Raw genomic sequence first — 24,401 nt, 5'->3', positions numbered from 1 at the left:
TGGATCAGAACAAATTCAGTTGTCTTAACGCAAAATTATAACATAATTTTTAGTTAAGTTTACCCTTCAAACTTGCCAAAACATCAAACGGATTATCCCGTTTTTCTTCGACATCGTTCTGAACGGCAGGTTGATGCTTGTGTTCGCAAGCGTCATGCTTAGGCGACAAAGGCAGCAACAATAACAGTTCATCTTCTATAAGTGCGAGTAAATCAGCCGTCGCCGGTGAATCATAATCACCTTTGCTGGTTGCTTCACTTTCACCCAGAACAATGAAATCAGCATCCTCATCCAAGCGCTCTATCAGTGACTCATCATCTACAAGCGCTAAATGGAAGTCTAAAACAAGGTCAATTTCCACAGTATCCAGACAGCGCTGGCATTCCATTGGAACTTGTGTTTCAACGTGACCATCTAGCCATGCAATGCGATGATAGGCATCCATTGATAGCTTACAGTCTATGTTAATCAATTGATCATCAATTGATCCAACAGCTTCACGAGCAATACGAGCAAAGCGAGACAATGGCAGGGTACCTGACCATGTAAAGCCCTGTTCAGCCCATTTAAACGGCTCAATCTGTGCCGGAAAGGTATTTGCTGACATAATTAAGGCGGCAATTCTACAAATTCATCAGTACTCTGTCAAAGATTAAGATACAATTTTGTACTTATTTAGACAGACCAATTGGGTAAATTAAGTCATGCATCTGTTGCAGCCGCAAACAGAAGTGAATGTTTCATCACTCGTTAGCACACTTTCAACGCTCGATTCTGACATTTCACCTGACCAAGTGCAACTCTCGGACTGGTTGAAATTATCGACAGAATCAGAATACGTCGATTGGCTCATCTTACACTTTAATCACTGGTTTTCCCACCACAATGTCAACCTGGTGCTTGGTGATTTTGAACCGGAGTATTTTCCCGCCACCGCAGACACCCCTGCTCGCATCCAGTTTGCGCATGGTTTCTTTAACAGTGCCCTGCATGAAATCAGTCACTGGACCATTGCCGGTGAGGAACGCCGTAAACAGCCCGATTTAGGCTACTGGTATGCCCCCGATGGCCGCACGGCTGAGCAGCAGGCCCTGTTTGAGCAGGTCGAAATCAAGCCGCAAGCGATTGAATGGATGTTTGCCACTGCATTTGGACGCAAATTCCGGGTTTCTTTAGATAACCTGACCGGTGAAGGCGGCGATGGTGCCTGCTTTAAAGACAATGTTTATGCCCAGGTACAGCGTTATTTTCGTGGTGAAGCCAAACTGCCACGCGATGCCAAACGCTTTATTGACTGTATCTGTTTATGTACCCGGCATGGCAAAAGCTTACATAGCGATGAGTTTTCAAGAGAAATGCTTGATTAAATTACATAAATCAACGCTCTGGATACACAGGGCTTTGTACAATGGTCTGAAAAGCGAATCATCATCAGATCAGGAGAAAAGAATATGCTGCATTTAAGAGTTCATCCTGAAAATCCTCAGCCCCGTTTAATTAGCCAGGCAGTAGAACGGATTCGTGCCGGCGATGTGGTGGTCTATCCTACCGATGCAGCCTATGCCATTGGCTGCCAGATTGGGAATAAAGCAGCCATGGAACGGATTGCTCAGATTCGTGGTCTTAGCCCTAAACATCAATATGCAATTTTATGTTGTGACCTGTCCGATATTGCCACTTATGCCAAGGTCGATAATGCCATGTATCGCCTGCTAAAAAACAATACCCCGGCAGTGACCACTTTTATTTTACCGGCCAGCAGTGAAGTGCCACGCCGTCTGATGCACCCGAAAAAGAAAACCATTGGCCTGCGTATTCCGAGCAATCCGGTTTGCCAAATGTTACTGAAAGAGCTGGATGAACCGCTCTTGACCTCCACCCTGATTTTACCGGGGCAGGATGATCCACTGGATGATCCTTATGATATTGAAATGCAGCTTGGTAAACGCATTGATGTGTTTATTGATAGTGGCCTGGGGACTTTAACCACCACCAGTATTGTCGATTTATCTGGTGATCAGCCGGAAATTATCCGTCGTGGTATTGGTGATGTGAGTGCGTTTGAATAACGGCGCTCAGCGCCACCTCAGGAGGAAACGGTATGGATTTATTTTATCTGTTGCTCAACCTTCGCGAGTTTCCAAAAAGCCAGCTAATCTATGCGACTCAGCCCTGGTCTCTGGAAGCTGAGGTTCTACTGCTGGATGCAATACCCAACCCGGCTGTCGTGTTCTCTATCGAACAACAGGCATATCATCTGCTGTCGAGTGTTGAAGAGGCCTATATCCTGTCCTTAAGATTAGGCCGCCAGAACCTGTGCAGCCGTGAAATGTGTCAGCAAGTGCTGGAACAGCTTGAGCAGTCCGCTTTATCACGTGCTTGATCGGAGTTAAGCTTTTCTTGCTAAAACCCTCATCTGTATGCGCTTTAAGACCCTATCTTCCAATTGAACGTGATTTTTCCTGCTTTTTCGCTGCAGGATTGCCATCTACTTTTGCTTTTTTTCGCTTTTAGTCATTTGGGTAATTTATTTCATGGTCAATTTCCATTAAACTACGCGCAATTAACTCCATGCTTTCTTTTCGATGTGAGATCGAATGTAAAGCTCTTTTCATGCCTTTGAAAATTCGCGTGGCCTAAAACTGTAATGAATCAATCTGTGCATCCTGCTATGGACCAAGTCCCGCACATCCGCGTTTTGGATGAGTGGCAAGAGACGATTCCTGAGGATTTATATATTCCTCCTGCAGCATTTGAAATTCTGTTAGAGCATTTCGAAGGCCCGCTCGACTTTCTGATTTACCTGATTCAAAAAAACGGCTTTGACCTGCTACAGGTTGATATCGCACCGATTGCCTCTCAGTATTTGGCTTATATGGATGCGATGAAATCCCTGAATATTGAGCTGACCGCAGATTATATGGTGATGGCTGCCCTGCTGGCCGATTTAAAATCGCGTTTGCTGCTGCCGAAACCCAAAGCCATCAGCGAGCTGGAAAAAGATCCAAAGCAGGAACTAATTGACCGGCTGGAAAATTATTTACGGATTAAACAGGCGGCTGAACGTCTGGGGCAAATGCCGGTGTTAGAGCGTGATACCTTTAATACCCATGTCAGTCTGGGCCAAGTGGCGTATAGCAATGAAGGTCATGAGGCCAGCCTGTTACGTGATGCGCTATTTTGTGTATTTAACCGCCCCGAACCAGTGATTCACCAAATTCAGCAGGAACCGGTGTTACTGGAAGAACGGATTGCCTATATTGAAGCAAAGCTGCAAAGCGGTGAAGTGCTAGCGTTTGCCGAGCTGCTCAAGCCGAGCCAGGGCCGTATGGGCATGGTGGTAACGTTTATGGCGATTCTGGAACTGACCCGTCAGCAAAAAGTGGCAATTGTTGCCAGTGGTGTCGAAGCACCGCTGGCCATTCAGGGAGCACAGGCCTAATGTCAGAGCAAACCCTTAACATGTCCAGTGATGAACAGCATCATGAAGTGCTGATGCAGCTAGAAGCCATTATTTTTGCCAGTGATGCACCGGTATCGCTGGCACGTCTGAAAGAAGCATTTCAGGCACGCTATAGTAAGGCAGAATTAAAAGTCTTTTTACAACAACTGGCCATGCTGCAACATGGCCGGTCTATTGAACTGGTTGAAACTGCGCAAGGTTTCCGTTTTCAGGTACGGGCCAAATATCGTACCCTGATTGCACAGGCCTGGCCGGAACGACCAACCCGTTTATCCCCGTCTTTACTCGAAACACTGGCTGTGATTGCTTACCATCAACCGGTGACCCGAGCAGATATTGAACAGATTCGCGGAGTATCAAACAACAGTCAGATTCTCAGAACGTTGTTTGACTGGAACTGGATTAAGGAATCCGGTTTCCGGGAACTCCCTGGAAGACCCGCGTTGTTAGTCACAACGCCACAATTTTTAAATGCATTTGGCCTGACCTCTGTCGGTCAATTGCCTCCCCTGCAGGATGCCAAGGAAGCTTTCATGCACCTCGATGCCCAGGCACCGAGATCGTGAATAGGTGAACTGTTGATGATAATTTCTAAGGTTATGCTGTCATGAGTGAAAAATTGCAAAAGGTACTGGCACGCGTTGGTTTGGGTTCTCGCCGTTATATGGAAGAAGTCATTGCCGCTGGTCGTGTAAGTGTCAATGGCCAAGTGGCCCAGGTGGGTGAGCGTATTGAACCAGGCGATGAGCTTCGTATCGATGGTCGTAAAGTCAGCTTCCAGATTGAAGATGAAATCCGTCGCCGTGTGCTGATTTACTACAAACCGGAAGGTGAAATCTGTTCACGTAACGATCCGGAACAACGCCCGACCGTGTTTGATCATTTACCATCAATCGCCAATGATCGCTGGGTGATGGTCGGCCGTCTGGATATCAACTCGACCGGTCTGTTACTGTTCACCAATGATGGCGAACTGGCAAACCGCCTGATGCACCCATCCAATGAAATTGAGCGTGAATATGCGGTCCGTGTAATGGGTGAAGTCACACCACAAATCCGTAACAACATGCTACGTGGCGTGGTACTGGATGATGGCCCGGCCAAATTTGAATCCTTCTCTGAAATTGGTGGTGATGGTATCAACCGCTGGTATCAGGTGGTGGTAAAAGAAGGTCGTAACCGCGAAGTACGTCGTATTTTCGAATCTCAGGGCTTAAAAGTTAGCCGCCTGCTACGTACCCGTTATGGCACCGTAATTCTGCCACGTGAACTGCGTACCGGCCGCTGGATGGAACTGGACAAGAACGACATCGACAACCTGACCAAAGCGGTTGAGCTGAAACCACGTCAGGGAACCGGTCTGTACGGTATGGCTAAACGCCGTAATGAACGTATGCAGGAAAAACCGATGGCAGCACGTCGCGGTGGTTTCTTGCGTCAGCAGCGCCGTGACAATGAAGCAGCGCCAACGTCTTCAACCCGCGGCCCGCGTGATGATAACTTTGGCAATCGTGAACGTCGTGAAAACCAGAATGGCACACACTTTGCCCGCCGTGATAACCCAAATGGCAACAGCTTTGGCCGTCAAGAGCGTGATGAACATGCGCCACGCAAACCATTTGGCAACAAAAGCTTTAGAAAGTTTTAAGCTGCCTAGCAAAAAGCCACTCAATTGAGTGGCTTTTTTTATCACAGTTTTAATCCAAAACTGGAATCTCAATCCATTTTGCCTCTGGAAAATGCCGAGCCAAATAGGTTTTTAAATACTCAGCGGTATCTTTAGAAATCAGCGGATCTTGTGATTCATCTTTCAGGTTATAGGCCAGCGCATACAGCGACAGCCCTCGCGCCATCAACGCTTCCAGACTTAATAAGGTATGGTTAATGCTACCCAGACGTCCTGAACTGACCAGAATCACCGGATACTGCTGCTCGGCAATATAATCAATCGTTAACATGTCCGTGGTGAGCGGCACCATCAGGCCACCAGCGCCTTCCAGTAGTACCACATCAAAACGCGCTGCCAGTTGCTCTGTCGCCTGGCGGATGTTATTGAAATCAATCTCACGGCCATCAATTTTGGTGGCCAGATGCGGCGATGCCGGATAAGTGAAAATTTCGGGCATGGTCAGTTTGCTGTCATCTTCAGGCAACCAGCCACAGCCCATAATCTCCCGATGCTGCTGGATATCTTCCGAAATATCAGTATTGCCAGTCTGAATCAGCTTTTGGGTGATGGTTCGCTGTCCTTCAGCACTCCAGACCTTGGCCAGATAACCGGTGGTATAGGTTTTGCCAATTCCGGTATCAATTCCACTGACAAAATAGATCTGTGCCATTAGCCTGTGCTCCGTGCAATACAATAAATCGGATGATAACTGAGTAAATATTCCTGCTGGCCGGCCACATTCAGCCGGGAAAACTGCCGATAGGCCTGATAAAACTGCTGCAAACTGTGTTTGGTCCAGCGGTGCCCCGAAGCGGTACCCGTGACCCCGGTGGCTTTTAAATGCTGCAACACCTGGCGAGGATGTTCAAAAGCCAGGGTTTTGACGGTTTCAGACAAATACACAATTTCGAAGCCTTGTGACTCCAGACAGCGGCGCAGTTCCGGCAGGCTGAAATAATCCAGCCCCTGCCCGGTCAGGGCTTTAATTTCCTTGAGATTGTCCGGACCAAAACTAGAAAAACATAAATAACCCGAAGGCTTTAAAGCATGGGCGATTTTGGCAAACAGCTGCTGCAGATTCTGCATCCATTGCAAGGCTGAACTCGAGATCAGCACATCCAGCTGTTCTGGAAAAGCAATCTGCTCGGCATCGCCAATCCACCATTCGGTTCGGGAAGTAGAAAACGGTTGCTGCTGGACTTCTGGATACAGATCATTGAGCAGCAACTGCTGCACCTGAAAGTGCTGCTCCAGCGCACGGGTTAAAGCCCCCGTACCACAGCCAATTTCAAACACCCGTCCCAGTTTTCGACTGGTTAGATGTGACTGCATCAGCCGAACCAGTTGCTGGCAAATCTGCTGCTGAATCACCGCATGCTGCAAATAGCTGTGATGCGCCTGGGCAAAACGCCGTGCCACTTGCGATTTATTTACAGACATCGCTGACTTGTCCATCATAACAGCGCCACGCATTGCGCCAGCTCACTGGACTGAATCTGCGCGGTCAGGCAAATCCGCAGCCGTGAACTGTTTTGCGGTACGGTCGGCGGACGTACCGGCATGATATAAAACCCAGCCTGCTGTAGCTGCTGTGCCTTTTGTACGGCTTTTTCCGATTCGCCCAGAATTACCGGCACAATCTGCGAGGTCGATGGACAGGCATAGCCTTTGGCTTCAACCTGCACTTTTAATTCCTGGCTGATCTGCTGTAAATGCTGGCGCTGGGCTTGCATCTGCAACATCTTCTGGAACATAAACCGGGTCCAGGCCATATTCAGCGGCGGCTGCGCGGTACTGAAAATCAACGGGCGCATGTGGTTAATTAAATAGTCACGGATTAGCGGATGGCTAATCAGATACCCACCGACTGATGCCAAGGTCTTGCCAAAAGTCCCCACCAGAAAATCAATCTGCTCCAGCACCGCATACTGCTCTGCACAGCCCAGCCCCCGCTCTCCACGTACGCCAATGGCATGTGCTTCATCAACATACAGCATCACTTTCGGATAACGCTGCTTTAACTGCACCAGTGCCGCCAGATCGGTTTCATCACCATCCATACTAAAAATGGATTCGGTCACGACTATAATCCGTTCAATTTGCGCATCATCATGATACTGTTCCAGCAGCCGGGCCAGATGCGCCAGATCATTATGCCGGTAGCGCACCGCCTTGGCAGAAGATAAACGGATACCATCAATCATGCTGGCATGGACCAGCTTGTCAGCCAGAATCAGGGTTTTACTGTCGGCCAGTGCCGGTAAAATCCCGATATTCATATGGTAGCCACTGTTAAACAGCAAGGCGGCACGGCCAAAGGCCTGACTCAGACTCGTTTCCAGCTGCTCATATTCCGGGAAGTTCCCGGTCAGCAAACGCGACGATGAGGCGCTCATACGGCGCTCGGTGACAGGAGTTAAATCAAAAAATTCTTCACGCAAGCTGACATCGCTGGCCAGCCCCAGATAATCATTACTGGACAGATTCAGCATGCGCTGCCCGTGAATCTGAATCATGCGGCCATGTTGCAGATTGGACTGAAACTGGCGCAAATTGGCAGTGCGTTTTAACTGTTCCAGCTGCTGGGCATAATGGTCGAGCAAACTCATGCGGCATTCTCCTGCATCTGGCGAACCACCTCGGTCAACTGGGTCAGCAAGTAGTGCAGTTCATCTGCTGAAATCACATACGGCGGCATCACATAAACCAGTTTGCCAAATGGCCTCACCCAAATGCCCCGCTGTACAAACTGCTGCTGCAGGCTTTGCATATCGACTGGCGTAGTCAGTTCAACCACCCCAATTGCGCCCAGCACCCGCACATCCTGTACATGGCTCAGCTGAGCCAGTGGCGTTAAAGCCTGTTTCAATTGCTGTTCAATCTGCTGAATCTTGGCCTGCCAGTCCTGTGCCAGCAAGACTTGAGTACTTTTCAATGCCACCGCACAAGCCAGCGGATTGGCCATAAAAGTCGGGCCATGCATAAACACGCCAGCTTCCCCCTGACTGATGGTGTCTGCCACCTGCTTGCTGGTTAAAGTTGCCGACAGGGTCATATAACCACCCGTCAGTCCTTTGCCAATACACATGATATCCGGCTCGACTCCGGCATGTTCCCAAGCAAATAACTTGCCGGTACGACCAAAGCCGGTGGCAATTTCATCAAAAATCAGCAGCAGACCATACTGCTCGCATAAACGCTTGGCCTGACGCAAATATTCAGGATGATAAAAGCGCATACCGCCCGCGCCCTGTACAATCGGCTCTAGAATCAGTGCGGCCAGTGTATGCTGATGCTGGGCCAAAGCCTGTTCCAGATCGGCAATATCATCTAGGTTCCAGTCTTCATCAAAGCGGGTTTGTGGTGCCTGTACAAATAAGCGATTCGGCAGACTTGAACCAAAAATCTGATGCATGCCAGTGACCGGATCGCAGACCGACATCGCATTCCAGGTATCGCCATGGTAGCCGGAACGCGGAGTAATAAAATTGGTTTTTTGTGGCTGGCCTTGCGCAGTCCAGTACTGCACCGCCATTTTTAACGCGACTTCAACCGCCACTGAACCGGAATCGGCATAGAAAATCTTATCCAGACTCGGTGGAGTAATTTGCAGCAGTAATTTGCCCAGCTCAATGGCCGGATCATGGGTCAGACCGCCAAACATGATATGTGACATCTGCTGTAACTGGTCGGTCACAGCCTGATTCAGTTCAGGATGGTTATAGCCATGAATAGCACACCACCACGATGACATGCCATCAATCAGACAGCGGCCATCTGCGAGTTCAATGGTCGCACCATAAGCCCGCTTTACCTTGAAGGTCGGCAGCGGCTGGGTCATGGAAGTATAAGGATGCCAAAGATGTTGCTGGTCAAATAAATCGGTCATCCCGGACTCCCTGTCTGGTTTAAAATCTGCATGAGCTCGATCTTACTCCCGCCACACAGAAAAAGAAATTGCGGGAATTATCATTTCCGCTGAAGGGTCAGGAGAGTTGCTTTAAATAGTCAATAATTTTCTGTGTAACCACATCTGTTTCAAACAACGGGATGCCATGCGAGCCAGAAATCACTTCCACCTGAAGATTTGTTGCAGCTAAATTCTGTAAATCTTCTGCAACTTGGCAAGGAACCAGCTGATCTTCATGTGCCAGAAAATGATATTGTGGAGCCGGATAATTTTTTAAGATGGTCACCAGATTAAGCTGTTCCAGCAAAGCTAATCCCTGTTTTAACAAGGTTAGAGATTGCGGCTGGATTAAACTTTGTAATTTCTGTAAATCCTGCCGGCTCTGGGCACTACCCTGACAGACCAGATAACCAAAACGTTTTAAGGTCGCGGCCGCATCTTTGGCAAAGCCCTGTTTAAACTGCTGAAAAGTCTCGGGAACCATCCCGTGGGGCCACGCGTCTTGCGCAACAAAACACGGATTCGAAGCCAAAGTAATGAGCGCTTGCGGCGCCTGTCCGGATTGCGCCAGTGCATCGGCCAGTAAGGTTGCCAGCTGCCCACCCAGAGACCAGCCCATCAGCACGCTATAGCCTTTGGCCCGTTCCAGCTGCTGCTGGAACTGTACCGGATCCGCCGCATTAAAAATGTTCAGGACATCGACCTGAATGCCGTGTTGCATTAGGCTATGTTGTACAGGCTGTAACAGGCCGGTTCCTCCGCCCCATCCGGTGATCAAAAGTATACGCTGCTGCATTGTGCTGTCCTTGTTTCCATCTAGTCGCAGTATAGTAAAAATAGCGACGCCTGCACTGCATCAAAATCGCCAAATCTCGACCATAAAAAACCCGGCCAGTGCCGGGTCAATGTTGGGTTGGGCTTACATTTGCGATTGAATGTAGTTCTGCAAACCAATGAGTTCAATTAAACGCAACTGTTTTTCCAGCCAGTAAGTATGGTCTTCTTCGGTATCTGACATTTGCTGACGCAGCATGTCACGGGTGATGTAATCGCCCTTGTCTTCTGCCAGCTTAACACCTTGGGCCAGTTTTTCACGTACCTCATACTCTAGCTTTAAATCGGCTTTTAAGCAGGATAGTACGTCGGTACCGACGTCAATATCATCACGTTGCATATTCGGAGTGCCTTCAAGGAACAGAACCCGGCGAATCAAGGCATCGGCATGTTGTGATTCTTCCTGCATCTCATGGTCGATGCGTTCATAAATCTTGCTCAGGCCCCAATCTTCATACATACGCGAGTGAATCAGGTATTGATCACGAGCAGCCAGTTCGCCACCGATCAACATATTTAAATAGTCTACGACTTCTGGATTGCCACGCATTTTCATTACTCCCTTACGAATACGCTCATTATGGCGAAAGCCAAGCCAAGTTGCAAAAGATAATTTGTGTAAATATATGATTTTTATATAATTAAAATGAGAAGCATGTGCATTTACAGTTCTGGATTCAAACTTTTCCACATAAAAAAGAATTGCTTGCGCACATTTGTCTGATTTTTCTGCAACCCAAACACACAAAGCGGCAAATTTAGAATTTTGTAACTATCAAAAACGGTTCTTATTTCTGCGGTTTTTACGATTTTACTGCTGTGCTTTCTCTGTTTTGATCTATCACCAGATTCAGGCAGCAACCGCTCAATCTAGAGAGCGGTTGCCTGTTGTTCTGTTAGCCCTGGGTCTGGCCATATTCAGCCATCAGGCTCAGAAACTGATCTTCATTCATGACCGGAATACCAAGTTTCTCCGCCTTCTCCAGTTTGGAACCGGCTTTTTCACCCGCCACCAGACACTTGGTTTTACTGGAGACACTGCCACTTACCCGGGCGCCGAGCGCCTGTAGCATTTGAGTGGCTTCATCACGGCCCATTTTGCTTAAAGTACCGGTAATGACCCAGCTTTCACCATTTAACGGCTGACGGGTCGGCGCCAGCGGTGCATCCCAGTGAATACCGGCCGCCAGTAAACGGTCCAGCACTTCCAGGTTATGCGGTGCCTGGAAAAAGTCCAGAATCCATTCTGCGGTAATATCGCCGACATCCGGGGTTTTCTTGAGCGCCTCCAGATTGGCAACACGTAAGGCATCCAGCGTCTGGAAGGTATTGGCCAGCATCCGCGCGGTGGTTTCGCCGACACCACGAATCCCCAAGGCATAAATAAAGGCGCCCAGCGTGGTTTTTTTACTGCGTTCAATTGCATCGAGCAGGTTTTGTACCGACTTCTCGCCCATCTTTTCAATATTGAGCAAGGCCTCACGATGTTCATGCAGATGGTAAATGTCCGAAACATCTTTGAGCAGATTCAGATGCAGTAATGATTCCACCCAACGATCACCCAGACCTTCAATATCCATGGCCTTACGCGAAACAAAGTGACGGATGGCCTCAATCCGCTGCGCTGCACAGTACAGGCCACCGGAACAGCGTGCCAACGCTTCGCCTTCCGGCATCACCACCGGCGAATCACACACCGGACAGCAGGCAGGTAGCTGTACGGTTTCAGCCTCCGCCGGACGAAATTCCGGCCAGACTTTTTCAACTTTCGGAATCACATCGCCGCTGCGATAGACACTGACCGTATCGCCAATCCGCACATCTAGACGATGGATTTCACCAATATTGTGCAAGGTGACATTAGACACTGTCACCCCACCCACTGCCACCGGATTCAGGCGCGCCACCGGGGTCAAAGTACCGGTACGGCCTACCTGCCAGTGAATATTTTCAACTGTAGTCAGCGCGGCGACTGCCGGGAATTTATAAGCAGTGGCCCAGCGCGGTTCGCGGCTTAAAAAGCCAAGCTGCTGCTGCTGTTTCAGGTCATTGACTTTAATTACCATGCCGTCAATTTCAACACTCAGCTGCGAGCGTTCCTGATTGATCTGCTCATAGACTTCTTGCACGGCCTGAATGCTGTCACAAACAAAATGACGCTCACCCACAGCAAAACCAAGCTGATGTAACCAGTCCAGGCTTTCGGACATGGTGTTCAGGCCATGATGCGGCACGCACTGGGCAATGCCATAGGCATAAAACGCCAGTGGACGTGAGGCCGCAATTTTCGGATCCAGCTGGCGCAAGCTGCCGGCCGCAGCATTACGCGGATTGGCAAAGGTCTTTTCGCCTTTGGCCAGATTAGCGGCATTGAGTTTTTCAAAACCCGATTTGGGCATCAGCACTTCACCGCGCACTTCCAGAAACTCCGGAATGCTGTACTCCGCTGAAGATAAGATTTTCGGCAGGTTGCGAATGGTTTTAACATTGTGAGTAATATCTTCACCGGTTTCGCCATCGCCGCGGGTCACGCCGCGCACCAGCACGCCATTGGCATACCACAAGGAAATCGCCAGCCCATCAAATTTCAGCTCGACATCATATTGAATGGTCTGGTTGGGTAAACGCTCTTCGGCGCGGCGGGCAAAGGCAAACAGTTCATCCTGGTTAAATACGTTGCCCAGAGACAGCATTGGTACCGCATGGGTGACGCTTTCAAATTTGCTTAAAGGCTGTCCACCGACTTTATTGGTTGGGGTATCGGCCTGAATCAGATCGGGATATTGTTGTTCTAAGGCTTTAAGTTGATGAAACAGCTGATCATACTCACTGTCTGCAATAACAGGCTGATCCAAGACATAATAGGCATGATTATGCTGGGCTAAAATCTGGATCAATTGGCGCATTTGCGCCACCACATCTGCATGTTGAGTCATACGTTCACCATAAAAAAGGGCGGTGATCCCGCCCTTAAAAAATTTTGTCGCTTGGCCGTATTATAGAAACCGGAGGCTGTGGTTTCAATTCAGTTATGCCAGCGAAGCCTGACCTGCGCGATAATCAATCGCCTGATGACGCCAGTGTTCGCGTAATTGCGGGGTTAATTCCAGATGGTTCTGGTCATACACGGTGCCATCAATTTCACGGGCAATCAGACCGGAAATGCTGATCATGGTATCAAAGGCATTTTGCACATCGCTATGTGGCAGGGCCAGGAAAAAGGCCAGACCTTTGACCTGTTCATTCGACAGGGTTTCCAGATCAAAACCGTCGGCGCCGTTGTCGGTAATTTGCAGCACTGAGAACAGCAGTTTGGAACCATCTTCGTTATAACGGTGGAAGCAGGACATTTCACCAAAGCGCAGACCATATTTAAGCAGCACTTTAAGGGTTTTCTCCCCCGATAAAATCCGGCGTTCCGGGAAAATATTCAGGGCAATAAATGATTCTGCAGTGGCCAGGGCGCTTTCATCATCTACCAGTTGCTGTTCATGCAGATGCGCATCCAGAATACTGCTTTCTTCTTCAAATTCACGAATATCGGCTTTTTCAATCTGGCTGTTGAGGCTAAATTCAGCTGGCACAGTTTCCGTTTTTTCGGTATCTACCCCAGCTTGAGTCTGTTCAGTCGATGCCGATTCAGGTGCAGATTCAGCAGCATGGGCTACAGCAGTCGCGGCAGCTGCAGCGGATTCAGTTTGGGCAGTTTCGGTTGAGGCCTGTTCTGCCAGATTTTCTGCCTTTGCTTCTACCTCAGTCTTGGCTGCAGGTTCAGCATCTACAGATGTCGCGGCCTGTGCTTCGGTTTTCACCTGCGCTGTTTCGCTCGGCTCAGTCAGCCGCGTTTCAGTCATGGCCTGTGGCTCAATTTTGCTGTTTGGCTCGGCGGCAGCAAGATCAGCATCGCCCAAAGTCGGTTCTACGCGCTGGGCCGGTTCAGTCTGCAACTGATGACGGACATGACGCGGAATGATCGGCTGCTGGCTATCGGCATTGACCTGCAGCTCGGAGTCCAGCGAAGGTGCTGCATCGGCCGGTTTTTTCAGGATCATTCTTAAACCGAAACCCATAATAATGAGCGCGATAATAATCCCAATGATTGTGGTGATTTCCATGTTATGCCTCCGCGACTAGACCGTATTCTGTAGCATCTTCTAGATTTACGCTGACTAATTTTGATGTTCCCGGTTCAGGCATAGTAACACCTAATAAATCGGTTGCCATCGTCATTGCCAGCTTGTTATGTGTGATATATATAAATTGCACCTGTTCGGACAGTTCCTGGACCAGGTTACAGAAACGTCCGACATTGGCATCATCCAGCGGTGCATCGACTTCATCCAGCACACAAAACGGCGCCGGATTTAAACGGAAAATGGCAAAGACCAGTGCCAGTGCGGTCAGTGCTTTTTCTCCACCCGACAACAGCGCCAGTGAGCTGTTGCGTTTACCCGGTGGTCTTGCCATTAGTTTTACACCCGATTGCCAGTCATCTTCAAGACTTAAACTGGCTTCACCACCATTAAACACTTTGGGAAACAGCGCCTGCAGTTCAGTATTAATCTGGTCAAAGGTGGTCATAAACAGCTTGCGCGTTTCCTGATCAATACTTTTCATGGCCGCCTGTAACTGGGCCACGGTTTTTTCGAGATCTTCAATCTGATGGCTCAGTTCGGCATAACGGGCTGAAACTTCTTCATATTCTTCTGAAGCCGCCAGATTCACCGCACCCAATTTATCAAACTGCGCCTGTGCTTTTTCCAGCTGCTGCTGATGGGCTGTTACATCAATCTTCAGCCCCGGAATCAGCTCGCTGTTTAAGGCTTTCAGCTGTTCGGAATAATGCTGCAAGTCGGATTTGGCCGCTTGCCAGGCCAGACGTTTTTCTTCCAGCTGGCTACGCAGTTTTTCATCCTGCTGCTGCTGTTGATGGCGCTGCTCGGTCAGCTGCTGCTGTTTGCTCTGAATCTGGTTCAGTTCCAGCTGCCATTCATTCCAGGTCTGTTGCAGTTTTTCCGTCTGCTGCTGCTGCTCGGCAAACTGGCTGGCCAGTGCCGGCAATTCCAGCTGCACCGGATCGACAAACTTTTTCGCCTGCTCCATTTGTGCTGCAATCTGCTGATGCTGGGTCTTTAAAAAACCACCATCTTTTTCCAGCAGTTCCAGCTGCTGTGTGGCCTGCACCGACTGGCGTCTTAACAGTTCCAGTTCCTGCTGCTGTTGCTGATATAGCTGCTGCGCCTGCTCCAGTTGTGCCGTTAATTCTTCCAGCTGGAATTGCAGGGTTTTATAGTTTGGCAGCGCCTGTTCCAACTTGAGACTCAGCGCATGCAGATCAATTTCCAGATCATCTTTTTGCATGGCATCTTCTTCCAGCTGCTCCTCCAGTTGCTGCAGCTGATGCTGTAATTGCTGCTTCTGCACGGCAAAGGCCTGCGCGGCGCTCTGGATTTTGGCAATCTGCAGATCCAGTGCCTGCAATGCCTGCTGCTGCTGTTTCAGCTGCGCCTGTTGTTCATGAAGCTGTTGCTGCAGCTGCTGGCACTGCTGTTGGCTGATGTTAAAGTCCTGTTCGGCCTGTTGCAACTCGGCCTGTTTCTGACTCAGTAGCCCATCAATTTCTTCCAGACGGATGCGATGGCTTAAAGCCCCCTGCGCCGATAGTGAGGCTTCATCAAACAGTAAACCAATTACCCAGTCCGGCCCGACCTGATAGCCATCTAGGGTTAGAATGCTCTGCCCAGCCTGTAACTTTGGCTGTAATTGCAGCGCCTGCGCTAAATCATCAGCCAGTGCCACCTGTTGCCATAAAGAAGAAGATGGCGATTCAATCCAGTCCGCCAGACAGCTTAAATTTGCCAGCTGAATCGGTGCGTGCTGGGCAGCAGGTTTTAACTGGCGTGCCAGACTGTCCTGAAAGTTGTCATCTGCATCAAGCATTTGCGCATTCAGCCATTTGGCCAGAAACTTCTCAATTAATGCCGCATGCGGTTTGGCAGCATCGTTCAGGGTTAGCACCTGCATTAAGGCGGTGTGCTGTAACTGCTGTTTGGGGCTGTTTTTAATCAGTAGCTGATTCAGGTTTTTCTGCTCGGCCTGGAGCACCTGAATTTCCGATTTCAGTTCAGTACTGCTATTTTTATGCTGATTCAGCAGGCTGTGCGCCTGTTGCAACTGCTGCTGTTGCGCCTGAATCTGCTGCTCCAGCTCGGCCAGCTGCTGGCTTAACTGGGCTTTGTCCTGGCTCAGCTGCTCGACTTCATCTTGCTGGGCCTGACTTTGCAGCGAGCTGCTCTGCTGCTGCAAGGTGTCTTTTTGCTGTTCAATCCGGCTGATATTTTTTAGCAGCTGTTCACTTTGGGCCAGCATTTGCAGTTTTTGCTGCTGCTGTTTTTCCACCTGCGCCTTAATCTGCTCAAACTGCTGCTGCACCTGTTGCTGCTGGGCTTTGAGCTGCTGCACAGCCTGTGCCTGCTCTTGCGTGCTTTGCTCGGCCTGTTGCAGCTGCTCGGTATACTGTTCCTGCTGGCTGAGTACTGTTTCTAGCTGCAGATCAATCAGCTGCAGACGTTCTTTGGTCTGGGCTTTCTGTTCCTGCAACTGAGCCAGCGTACTGCTGTTTTGCTGGACCAGCGACTGTTTCTGCTCCAGAGTCATTTTCAGCTCAGCCAGTTTCTTTTCAGCCTGCTGCCATTCATTCTGTAATGGTGTCGATTGCTGAATCAGACGCTGGAACAGCTCACTGGTATTGCCCAAATCATGTTCCAGCGTGCTCAGTTCGGAACGGGTCAGCTTGAACTGTTCGCCCAGTTCGGTCATCTGCACAGTATATTCCTGCTGCAAACGGCTGCTCTGCTCGCACTGGAACGATAAAATTTCAATTTTGATGCTGCGAATCTGGCTTTCTAAAGTCTTGTACTGCAGCGCAGTTTCCGACTGGCGTTTTAGGGTTTTGAGCTGGCCTTTCAGTTCACTGGCAATATCTTCCAGCCGCGATAAATTCTGGCTGGTATGATCCAGATGCAGCATGGTTTCACGGCGACGGGCCTGATAACGCGATACCCCGGCCGCTTCTTCAATAAATACCCGCATCTCTTCCGGTTTGGCATCGACCAGACGGTTAATCATGCCCTGTTCGATAATGGCATAGGAGCGTGGCCCCAGACCGGTGCCAAGGAAAATATCGGTAATATCACGGCGCCGGCATTTGGTGCCATTTAAAAAATATTCTGACTTGCCATCGCGGTTGACCTGACGGCGCACCGCCAGTTCGGTATAGGCGTTATAAGCGCCACCCAGCTTGCCATAGGTATTGTCAAAGCGCAGTTCGACACTGGCCATGCCCACCGGTTTACGTTTGGCGGTCCCGGTAAAAATCACATCCTGCATGCTGCCGCCACGCAGCTGACGCGCGCTGGATTCACCCATGACCCAGCGAATGGCATCAATCACATTGGACTTGCCACAGCCATTGGGGCCGACCACGGCCGTCCGGTTGGCTTTAAAATGTAAGGTGGTACTATCGGCAAAAGATTTAAAGCCGGAAAGTTTTAAGCTGCTTAAACGCATAATGTCCCGATCAACGGCGTGAGCGGCGTGCCCAGGCCAGTTCAATTTGTTTCATACGGGTCAGAGATTCCAACACCAGATTGCGCAAGTGTCGACAAAAATCATCCATAAATAAAGAGGCTTGTTGTGATTTTCGGATTAAAATTGCATCAATTACCAGTTTAAATAGATCAAACGATTCCTGTAACTCCCGACGTGACGTATTCAGGGTTAAAAAATAGCTGCGCCGTAACGACGGCAGCAACTCTTGATAGAATTTCATCAGGTACAGATTGGCCACCATATCCTGCTGCTGGGCCAGGGTTTGGAAAATTAGGTCATAAAATTTTTCGGTATGACCCTGCCGGTATTCGGCCTCAATCTGCTCCATCAGCTTTTGCAGCTGTTCAATTTCATGATGACGCCAGGTTTCTGCAATGCGCTGTACAATCTGCCCCAGCAGCAGACTGCAGGTATCAAACAGGGCGCGCACCTGCTGGGCCGACATTTCCGATACAATCGCGCCGCGCCGCGGAAAAATTTCAATCAGATGGGTACGTTCCAACAGCAGCAGTGCCTCACGCACCGAACCGCGACTGACATCCAGCTCTTTGGCAATACGCAGTTCCTGAATACGCTCGCCCTCTACCAGCTCGCCACTAATAATCTGCTCGCCGATATGTTTTGCAATCTGTTCAGATAGACTGTCTGTTTCTTGTTGTTGCATACTGTTCCTGTGTTATTTTTATACCATGCGCGCAGTTGCAGCGGGTCTTTCTTATTGTCTTTTTTACTGGCTTAGCGACCAAATTTCCATGACATTGTCCGACAATTTTCTGTCGCTATAGCCAATTTTCAACCACACCATCAAGCGCTTAAAAATAAGCGCTAAAGCCTTGGTAAATAAAATACAGACCGACGGTGGTCAACAAACCTGAAAAACATTTTTTTAGCATGGCCGGTGACAAAATATGTGCAACTTTTGCGCCAAGCTTGGCGGTAATAAAGCTCATCACGCTAATGCCAATAAAGGCATATAAATGTACATAGCCCCAGGTATTCGGCACGCTCACCTCAGACTGCTGGCCAAACCAGACAAAACCTAATGCACCAGCAATAGCAATCGGCAAACCGCAGGCCGCCGAAGTGGCAACTGCTTTTTGCATCACCACACCACAACGGTTCAGGAACGGTACGGTTAAGCTGCCGCCGCCAATCCCGAAAATGGCCGAGGCAATCCCAATTCCGCCACCGGCCAGCATTTGCTCACCGGTTGAAGGCAACTGACGTGAAGGATCAACCGGGGTATTTGAACCGCGGAACATGCGATAGGCCACCCACACCGCAAAGAAACCAATTACCAGCTGCAAGCCCTGCCCCGACATTAAATCGGCAATCCCGGCACCAAAAAATGCACCCAGAATTAGGCCGGGTGCCAAATTGCGAAACACATTCCACATCACCGCACCTTTTTTATGGTGCGCCGTGACCGAACTGATGGAAGTTACGATAATGGTCGCCAGTGAAGTCCCGACCGCCATATGCATAATCACGCTAGGATCATAATTCAGCTGGGTAAATACAATGTACAAAATTGGCACAATAATTAAGCCACCGCCCACCCCGAACAGACCCGCAGCAAATCCGGCAATTGCGCCAATCAGTAAATATATGATTAACTCCATAAATTATATTCCACTATTCTCAGATTCATATGGATGTAGAGACTCGACAGTTACAACAACAGCTCAGCGAAGCCGGACAGCTTCCTGAAGTCCTCATTTTAAAACCTGTGACTACATCAACCAATGATGATGTACGCGAGATTGCTCAAAAAGGAATACAGAGCGTTCTGGTCTGTAGCGCCCGACAAACACAAGGCAGAGGACAACGCCAACGGCAATGGGTGTCCCCAGAAGGAAACGTCTATTTAAGCACATTGCTAAATTTACGAACACCCGTAGATGGCCGTTTAGCCCTGGAAATTGCCTTAAATATTTTGCAGATGCCCAGCCTGCGCCAGCTGAACCTGCAGGTGAAGTGGCCGAATGATTTATATAGCCCGCAAGGCAAATGGGGCGGTATTCTGATTGAGCCCCTGTCGACCCAGCAGGTCATTGTCGGGGTGGGGATTAATCTGGCGCCAATTCCGGCCGAGCAGATTGATCAGCACGCCACTTCCCTGGCCGAATTGGGCCTAAATGATATTTCCCGAATTCAGCTGATTGCCGAGCTGTATCTGGCCATTCAGCAGGCACAAGAATGGTTTAACCATAACAGCTATCAACTGGCCTCACGTTTTAATCATCATGCCGCCTTCCAGCAGCAGCCGGTAGAATTTGAACATCATGGCGGTGTGGCTCAGGGGCTGTTTTTAGGCATTCAGGATGATGGCGCAATTCAGATTGAAACCGCCTCTGGCGTTGAAGTTTTTTATCAGGGCCGTTTACGCCCGCAAATGCCGGGACAGTGAGCGCAGCACATGAAAAATTTATGGTTAGATATTGGCAATACCCGGCTCAAATACTGGATTACCGAACATCAGCAGATTGTAGAACATGCCGCTGAACTGCATCTGCAATCTCCGGCCGATTTACTGCTGGGCCTGATCCAGCATTTTAAAAGCCTGAACCTGACCCATGTCGGGGTATCTTCGGTGCAGGACCAGAAAAACAATGAACGGATTCAGCAAATTTTAAAATTCCTGAATATTCCCGTGATTTTTGCGCGGGTACAGGCTGAATATGCCGGCCTGAGCTGTGGCTATGATATTCAGCAGCTGGGGATTGACCGCTGGTTACAGGTACTGGCCGTAGCTGAAGCCGACAAAGATTTATGTGTGATTAGCTGCGGTACCGCGTTGACCATTGATCTGACCCAAGGCCATCAGCATCTGGGGGGTTATATTCTGCCCAACCTATATTTGCAGCGTGATTCGTTAATTCAGCACACCAAAGGCATCCGGATTCCGGAAGCAGCCTTTGATGACTTAAGCCCCGGCACCAATACCCTGGATGCCGTGCATCATGGCATTTTACTGGGGCTACTCAGCAGTATTGAATATGTCATGCAGCAATCCCCGCGGCAACTGGTGCTGACTGGGGGGGATGCGCCGCTGTTTGCCAAATTCCTGCAGCATTACCAGCCCTTAGTCGAACAGGACTTATTGCTGAAAGGTTTGCAGCGCTATATCCAGCATTACTCCACAGCAAACGAGTCTACACCGCTTATTCCACAATAATATGAGGCAGAATTGCCTGCCAGACTTCCACCAGTTCGGTACAGCCTTGAGAGTCAATAAAATGTCCCTGATGCTGTGCCTCAATGGCTTTGGCATCCAGGCTACGTGCCTGTTCCAGACTGAATTTTGGCAGTACCCGGTCATCGCCAGCTGAGTAAATCACCACCCGATGCGCAATCTGGCGTTTTAGCAAGTCAAAATCAATTTTACAGGCATCAATAAAAGGATTGACCTCGTCCAGCCGGCCCAAACGGCCATTAAAGCCGGCCACCAGCACCACCTGTTTAATTTTCTGGGTTTTCAGTTTCTTGGTCAGAAAGTGCAAAGTGGCAATACAGCCCAGACTATGGGCAATGAAAATGGTATTTTCGTCAATCTCATCGATCTGCTCATCCATTTGCCGCTTCCACACTTCCAGAGTTGGCGTTGGCGATGGATCGAGTCTTAACACTTTCAGACTGGCTTTTTGCTGGTCGGCATATTCCTGAATCCAGGGAAACCAGTTTTCATCCGGACTGGCGGTATAACCATGTACCACATAAATTTGTGCCATTGTTGTGCTCGCTGTTCGTTCCTGATGCACATCAGTGTGCCCGAAACAGCGCGGCTTTCGGGTAAGCGTCTGTTGGGTTTTCTTAAAGATCACCGCAGCACGCTCGCTTGAATCGCTTAAAAATGGAGAGCAACAAAAAGGCGCACCCGGCGCCTTGTTGTTTTGAATCCCTTATTTTTTCGGTTCTTTACCACCGAACAGCGGGCCCATACCGCCGCCACCACCAAACTGCTTTTGCAGATTGCCCAATGATTTCATCATTTTTGCCATACCCGATGGATTGGCAAATTTCTTCATCATTTTGGCCATTTGCGCATGCTGTTTAATCAGTTTATTGACTTCAGACACATCCATACCACAACCGGCCGCAATACGTTTTTTACGGCTTGGGTTCATCAGGTCCGGATTACGGCGTTCTTTGACGGTCATCGACTGGATGATGGCTTCCATCTTTTTCACCTGCTTCTCTGGGTTCGCCTGTGCAATCGCATCCTGAATACCAGAGTTACTCATGCCCGGCAGCTTGTCCAGGAAGCCCATCATACCGCCCATTTTATTCATTTGCTCAAACTGCATCAGCATGTCTTCAAAGTTGAAGCTGCCGCCTTTTTGCAGTTTTTTCGCCATTTTTTCGGCTTTTTCTTTGTCGATTTTGCGTTCAACTTCTTCGACCAGAGAAAGCACGTCACCCATGCCCAGAATACGCTGTGCCACACGTTCCGGATGGAATGGCTCGAGGGCATCGAGTTTTTCACCCATCCCCAGGAATTTGATTGGCTTGCCGGTAATGGCACGCACCGACAGCGCCGCACCACCACGCGCATCACCATCCGTTTTGGTGAGGATGACACCGGTTAATGGCAAGGCATCATTAAAGGCTTTGGCAGTATTGGCCGCATCCTGACCGGTCATGGCATCAACCACGAACAGGGTTTCAGTCGGGTTAATCGCTGCATGCAGCGCTTTAATTTCGTCCATCATGTCATCATCGACATGCAGACGACCGGCGGTATCGACAATTAACACATCGGCAAACTGGATTTTTGCCTGCTCAATGGCACGATTGGCAATATCAATCGGGCGTTCATTGGCATTCGATTCCAGGAAAATCGCACCGACATCCCCGGCCACTGTTTGCAGCTGTTTAATTGCCGCTGGACGATAAACGTCGGCAGACACCATCGCCACTTTTTTCTTTTGACGTTCCTGTAAGAAACGTGCCAGCTTGGCTGCCGTGGTGGTTTTACCCGCACCCTGCAAACCGGCCAGAAGCACCACCACTGGTGGTTTTGCTGCAAGGTCAAGGCTCTCGTTGGCCTCGCCCATCATTTTGGTTAATTCGTCATAAACGATTTTAACGAATGCCTGACCCGGTGATAACTGTGTCATCACTTCCTGACCTAATGCCTCTTCCTTAACTTTCGCGATGAATTCACGAGTTACAGGTAACGCCACATCGGCTTCAAGAAGTGCCATACGTACTTCACGTAACGTATCTTTAATATTGTCTTCGGTTAGCTGCCCTGAGCCAGTAACATTTCTTAAACTCTGCGTGAGTCGTTCTGTTAAGGTATCAAACATTGCAAAATCCGCTTAAAATAGCCATCAGCAAAAAAATGTTTCTTAAAATAGAAAATTTATGCATAAGATGCTATAGGATACTGTAGTTCGCATCGAATTTATATAAATGAATATTCATCATCCTGAAAAAGGTTTGACATGAGCAGTCTCCCCTTGGTTTACACGATTCTGGCATTAATCGCTTATACCACTTCGTTCTGGTATTTATTTATGCATTTAATGTCCAAGCGTGCTCCAAACCATTGGTTTATTGGTATTGTGCTGGGCTTGGGTTTATGTTTGCACGCCGCTGTGCTGTATAACGACATGCTGCTGCCGATGGGCATTAACTATAACGTGTTTAACCTGATGTCCTTTACCTCAGGCTTAATGCTGTTATTAAGTGTGCTGTTTAGTACTTACCGGCCGGTGATTGCGCTAAACCTGATTGGGATTCCAGTGGCCGCAACCGGCCTGATTCTAGGGCATTCCTTTAGCGGTTTAAACCTGTTTGTCGAAAACAATTCTTTAGGTCTGGATATTCATATCCTGCTGTCGTTATCGGCCTATGCGGTCTTGCTGATGGCCACTATTCATGCGGTCTTGCTCTGGTTTCAGAACCGGGAGCTGAAAAACAAACAGAAACGCCGGATTTGGGTGAATTTGCTGCCACCGTTTCAAGCCATGGAAGAGCTGCTGTTTGATATGCTGATTGCCGGCTTTATCCTGCTGACGCTGGCATTGGGTTTTGGTTTCCTAACCATTGATAACTTCTTTGCCCAGCACTTAGCGCATAAGACTGCCTTTAGTATTATTTCCTGGTTTATCTATGGCGCGCTGCTGTTGGGCCGTTATAAATTTGGCTGGCGTGGCCAGAAAGCCATTCGCTTTACCATTATTGGCTTCTTCTTGCTGGCGCTTGGCTTTATTGGTTCCAAGTTTGTGTTACAGATGATTTTGGGCAAGTAAGATGCTTTTGTTCAGTTTGCCACATTAAAAGCGTGGAACAGTGATTAAATAATAAGCGTGGAACATGATAAATTATTAACAAAGCCCAAGTATCCGTACCTGAGCTTTTTACCATACGATAAGGTTATGATTTATATGGAATAAAAAATAGTATTTCGTATAAAAGTGTATTATGTTAACTCTAGATTTTTTGAATAGAGAAGAGTAATGAAAAATCAAAATTTATGGCGCTATATGGACATTGAAAAATTTGAAAGAATTTTAAGAGATAGAGCCATTTATTTTTGTTCAGCTAGAAAATTTCAAGATAAATTTGAAGCAGAATATGCTTGGGGACCAACAGGGCATAAGAAATACTTAGAAAATATAAAAGATTTATGTAAAAAGAGATAACATTAAATGGTCAGACATGAAAAAAAACAATAATGGTAAATATTTAACAATTAATAAGGAAAATGTTAATGGGTTCTTGTTTTTTAAGAAACCTAACATAAAGTTGATAAAAGTAAATACTTATAAATCACCCCGTCCAACAAGAGAAGTTACAGATACAATAGAATTCCCTTTAACGAAAAAAGTTAGTAAAAGTGAGATTAATAAACTTGAACTACTGTTAAGTCAGTTAGCTAATAGTAAATAAAAAAAATGATGTGA

Annotated in this window: 24 protein-coding genes; 10 read left to right on the top strand and 14 right to left on the bottom strand. The window is 48.5% G+C overall.

The genetic code is table 11. From position 1 onward, the window contains the following. Window positions 1–49: 49 nt before the first annotated feature. On the bottom strand, window positions 50–607 hold the full coding sequence (locus tag ACPEPR_RS12380; protein ID WP_005175975.1) for a YceD family protein: 558 nt from the start codon (window positions 605–607) through the stop codon (window positions 50–52). 97 nt (window positions 608–704) lie between these two features. Here ACPEPR_RS12380 and ACPEPR_RS12375 point away from each other — a divergent pair, with 97 nt between their 5' ends. The 6 genes from ACPEPR_RS12375 (at window position 705) to rluB (ending at window position 5,111) form a co-directional block, all read left to right on the top strand. After that, window positions 705–1,367, top strand: a complete 663-nt coding sequence (locus tag ACPEPR_RS12375) for an elongation factor P hydroxylase (protein ID WP_423562509.1) — start codon at window positions 705–707, stop codon at window positions 1,365–1,367. A gap of 84 nt (window positions 1,368–1,451) precedes the next feature. Continuing rightward, entirely contained in the window at window positions 1,452–2,069 is a 618-nt protein-coding gene (locus tag ACPEPR_RS12370) for an L-threonylcarbamoyladenylate synthase (RefSeq protein WP_423562508.1), read from the top strand. A 32-nt stretch (window positions 2,070–2,101) separates the two neighbouring features. Beyond that, complete coding sequence (locus ACPEPR_RS12365) at window positions 2,102–2,383, top strand: hypothetical protein (RefSeq protein WP_423562507.1); 282 nt, start codon at window positions 2,102–2,104, stop codon at window positions 2,381–2,383. Between the two features lie 264 nt (window positions 2,384–2,647). Further along, window positions 2,648–3,442, top strand: a complete 795-nt coding sequence (locus tag ACPEPR_RS12360) for a segregation and condensation protein A (RefSeq protein WP_016659867.1) — start codon at window positions 2,648–2,650, stop codon at window positions 3,440–3,442. A gap of 20 nt (window positions 3,443–3,462) precedes the next feature. After that, complete coding sequence (gene scpB, locus ACPEPR_RS12355) at window positions 3,463–4,029, top strand: SMC-Scp complex subunit ScpB (protein WP_370459243.1); 567 nt, start codon at window positions 3,463–3,465, stop codon at window positions 4,027–4,029. A 41-nt stretch (window positions 4,030–4,070) separates the two neighbouring features. After that, entirely contained in the window at window positions 4,071–5,111 is a 1,041-nt protein-coding gene (gene rluB, locus ACPEPR_RS12350) for a 23S rRNA pseudouridine(2605) synthase RluB (RefSeq protein ID WP_005175954.1), read from the top strand. A 49-nt stretch (window positions 5,112–5,160) separates the two neighbouring features. On the opposite strand, the gene bioD is transcribed toward rluB, so the two are convergent. From bioD to ACPEPR_RS12295, 11 genes are all read right to left on the bottom strand, one after another. Next, a complete protein-coding gene (bioD, locus tag ACPEPR_RS12345) occupies window positions 5,161–5,802 on the bottom strand; it encodes a dethiobiotin synthase (protein WP_423562506.1) in 642 nt (213 codons plus the stop codon). Next, window positions 5,802–6,572, bottom strand: coding sequence for a malonyl-ACP O-methyltransferase BioC (gene bioC, locus ACPEPR_RS12340; protein WP_228278727.1), 771 nt, complete (start codon window positions 6,570–6,572; stop codon window positions 5,802–5,804). The genes bioD and bioC overlap by 1 nt, the downstream gene beginning before the upstream one ends. 14 nt (window positions 6,573–6,586) lie before the next feature. Beyond that, window positions 6,587–7,741 (bottom strand): 8-amino-7-oxononanoate synthase, encoded by a 1,155-nt coding sequence (locus tag ACPEPR_RS12335; RefSeq protein WP_423562505.1) that lies wholly within the window; start codon window positions 7,739–7,741, stop codon window positions 6,587–6,589. After that, on the bottom strand, window positions 7,738–9,021 hold the full coding sequence (gene bioA, locus ACPEPR_RS12330) for an adenosylmethionine--8-amino-7-oxononanoate transaminase (RefSeq protein WP_423562504.1): 1,284 nt from the start codon (window positions 9,019–9,021) through the stop codon (window positions 7,738–7,740). The genes ACPEPR_RS12335 and bioA overlap by 4 nt, the downstream gene beginning before the upstream one ends. A 97-nt stretch (window positions 9,022–9,118) precedes the next feature. Further along, the gene (locus ACPEPR_RS12325; RefSeq protein WP_423562503.1) at window positions 9,119–9,838 is read right to left on the bottom strand and encodes an alpha/beta fold hydrolase; all 720 of its coding nucleotides are present in this window, start codon (window positions 9,836–9,838) and stop codon (window positions 9,119–9,121) included. A 123-nt stretch (window positions 9,839–9,961) separates the two neighbouring features. After that, window positions 9,962–10,426: a heteropolymeric bacterioferritin subunit Ftn gene (ftn, locus tag ACPEPR_RS12320; protein WP_005175934.1), complete on the bottom strand. Its 465-nt coding sequence runs from the start codon at window positions 10,424–10,426 to the stop codon at window positions 9,962–9,964. Window positions 10,427–10,772: 346 nt separating this feature from the next. Beyond that, window positions 10,773–12,812 carry an NAD-dependent DNA ligase LigA gene (ligA, locus tag ACPEPR_RS12315; RefSeq protein ID WP_005175932.1) on the bottom strand — a complete coding sequence of 680 codons (2,040 nt, stop codon included), beginning with the start codon at window positions 12,810–12,812 and terminating at the stop codon, window positions 10,773–10,775. Window positions 12,813–12,905: 93 nt separating this feature from the next. Further along, window positions 12,906–13,991: a cell division protein ZipA C-terminal FtsZ-binding domain-containing protein gene (locus ACPEPR_RS12310; protein ID WP_423562502.1), complete on the bottom strand. Its 1,086-nt coding sequence runs from the start codon at window positions 13,989–13,991 to the stop codon at window positions 12,906–12,908. Window position 13,992: 1 nt separating this feature from the next. Further along, on the bottom strand, window positions 13,993–17,445 hold the full coding sequence (gene smc, locus ACPEPR_RS12305; RefSeq protein ID WP_168395940.1) for a chromosome segregation protein SMC: 3,453 nt from the start codon (window positions 17,443–17,445) through the stop codon (window positions 13,993–13,995). 10 nt (window positions 17,446–17,455) lie between these two features. Next, window positions 17,456–18,151: a GntR family transcriptional regulator gene (locus ACPEPR_RS12300; RefSeq protein ID WP_005175922.1), complete on the bottom strand. Its 696-nt coding sequence runs from the start codon at window positions 18,149–18,151 to the stop codon at window positions 17,456–17,458. Window positions 18,152–18,299: 148 nt separating this feature from the next. Next, window positions 18,300–19,109, bottom strand: a complete 810-nt coding sequence (locus ACPEPR_RS12295; RefSeq protein WP_423562501.1) for a sulfite exporter TauE/SafE family protein — start codon at window positions 19,107–19,109, stop codon at window positions 18,300–18,302. Window positions 19,110–19,138: 29 nt separating this feature from the next. Between ACPEPR_RS12295 and ACPEPR_RS12290 the strand changes: the two genes are divergently transcribed. Beyond that, the gene (locus ACPEPR_RS12290) at window positions 19,139–19,897 is read left to right on the top strand and encodes a biotin--[acetyl-CoA-carboxylase] ligase (RefSeq protein ID WP_104489319.1); all 759 of its coding nucleotides are present in this window, start codon (window positions 19,139–19,141) and stop codon (window positions 19,895–19,897) included. 9 nt (window positions 19,898–19,906) lie between these two features. Next, window positions 19,907–20,665, top strand: a complete 759-nt coding sequence (locus ACPEPR_RS12285; protein ID WP_016659855.1) for a type III pantothenate kinase — start codon at window positions 19,907–19,909, stop codon at window positions 20,663–20,665. Here the strand turns inward: ACPEPR_RS12285 and ACPEPR_RS12280 are convergent. Continuing rightward, window positions 20,652–21,218 (bottom strand): RBBP9/YdeN family alpha/beta hydrolase, encoded by a 567-nt coding sequence (locus ACPEPR_RS12280; RefSeq protein WP_005175903.1) that lies wholly within the window; start codon window positions 21,216–21,218, stop codon window positions 20,652–20,654. The two genes, ACPEPR_RS12285 and ACPEPR_RS12280, sit on opposite strands and share 14 nt — an antisense overlap. 171 nt (window positions 21,219–21,389) lie before the next feature. Further along, window positions 21,390–22,799: a signal recognition particle protein gene (gene ffh / locus ACPEPR_RS12275; RefSeq protein ID WP_005175901.1), complete on the bottom strand. Its 1,410-nt coding sequence runs from the start codon at window positions 22,797–22,799 to the stop codon at window positions 21,390–21,392. A 138-nt stretch (window positions 22,800–22,937) separates the two neighbouring features. On the opposite strand from ffh, the gene ACPEPR_RS12270 reads away from it, so the two are divergent. Beyond that, window positions 22,938–23,747 carry a cytochrome C assembly family protein gene (locus ACPEPR_RS12270; RefSeq protein ID WP_016659852.1) on the top strand — a complete coding sequence of 270 codons (810 nt, stop codon included), beginning with the start codon at window positions 22,938–22,940 and terminating at the stop codon, window positions 23,745–23,747. A 207-nt stretch (window positions 23,748–23,954) separates the two neighbouring features. Then, window positions 23,955–24,140 carry a hypothetical protein gene (locus tag ACPEPR_RS12265; protein WP_423562500.1) on the top strand — a complete coding sequence of 62 codons (186 nt, stop codon included), beginning with the start codon at window positions 23,955–23,957 and terminating at the stop codon, window positions 24,138–24,140. Window positions 24,141–24,401: the final 261 nt, after the last annotated feature.

It is taken from the genome of Acinetobacter sp. AND/436 (genome assembly GCF_049546925.1).
Taxonomy (GTDB): domain Bacteria; phylum Pseudomonadota; class Gammaproteobacteria; order Pseudomonadales; family Moraxellaceae; genus Acinetobacter; species Acinetobacter indicus.
The sequence above is the reverse complement of the archived record's forward strand: the minus strand, read 5'-3'. Positions and strand labels throughout refer to the sequence as shown.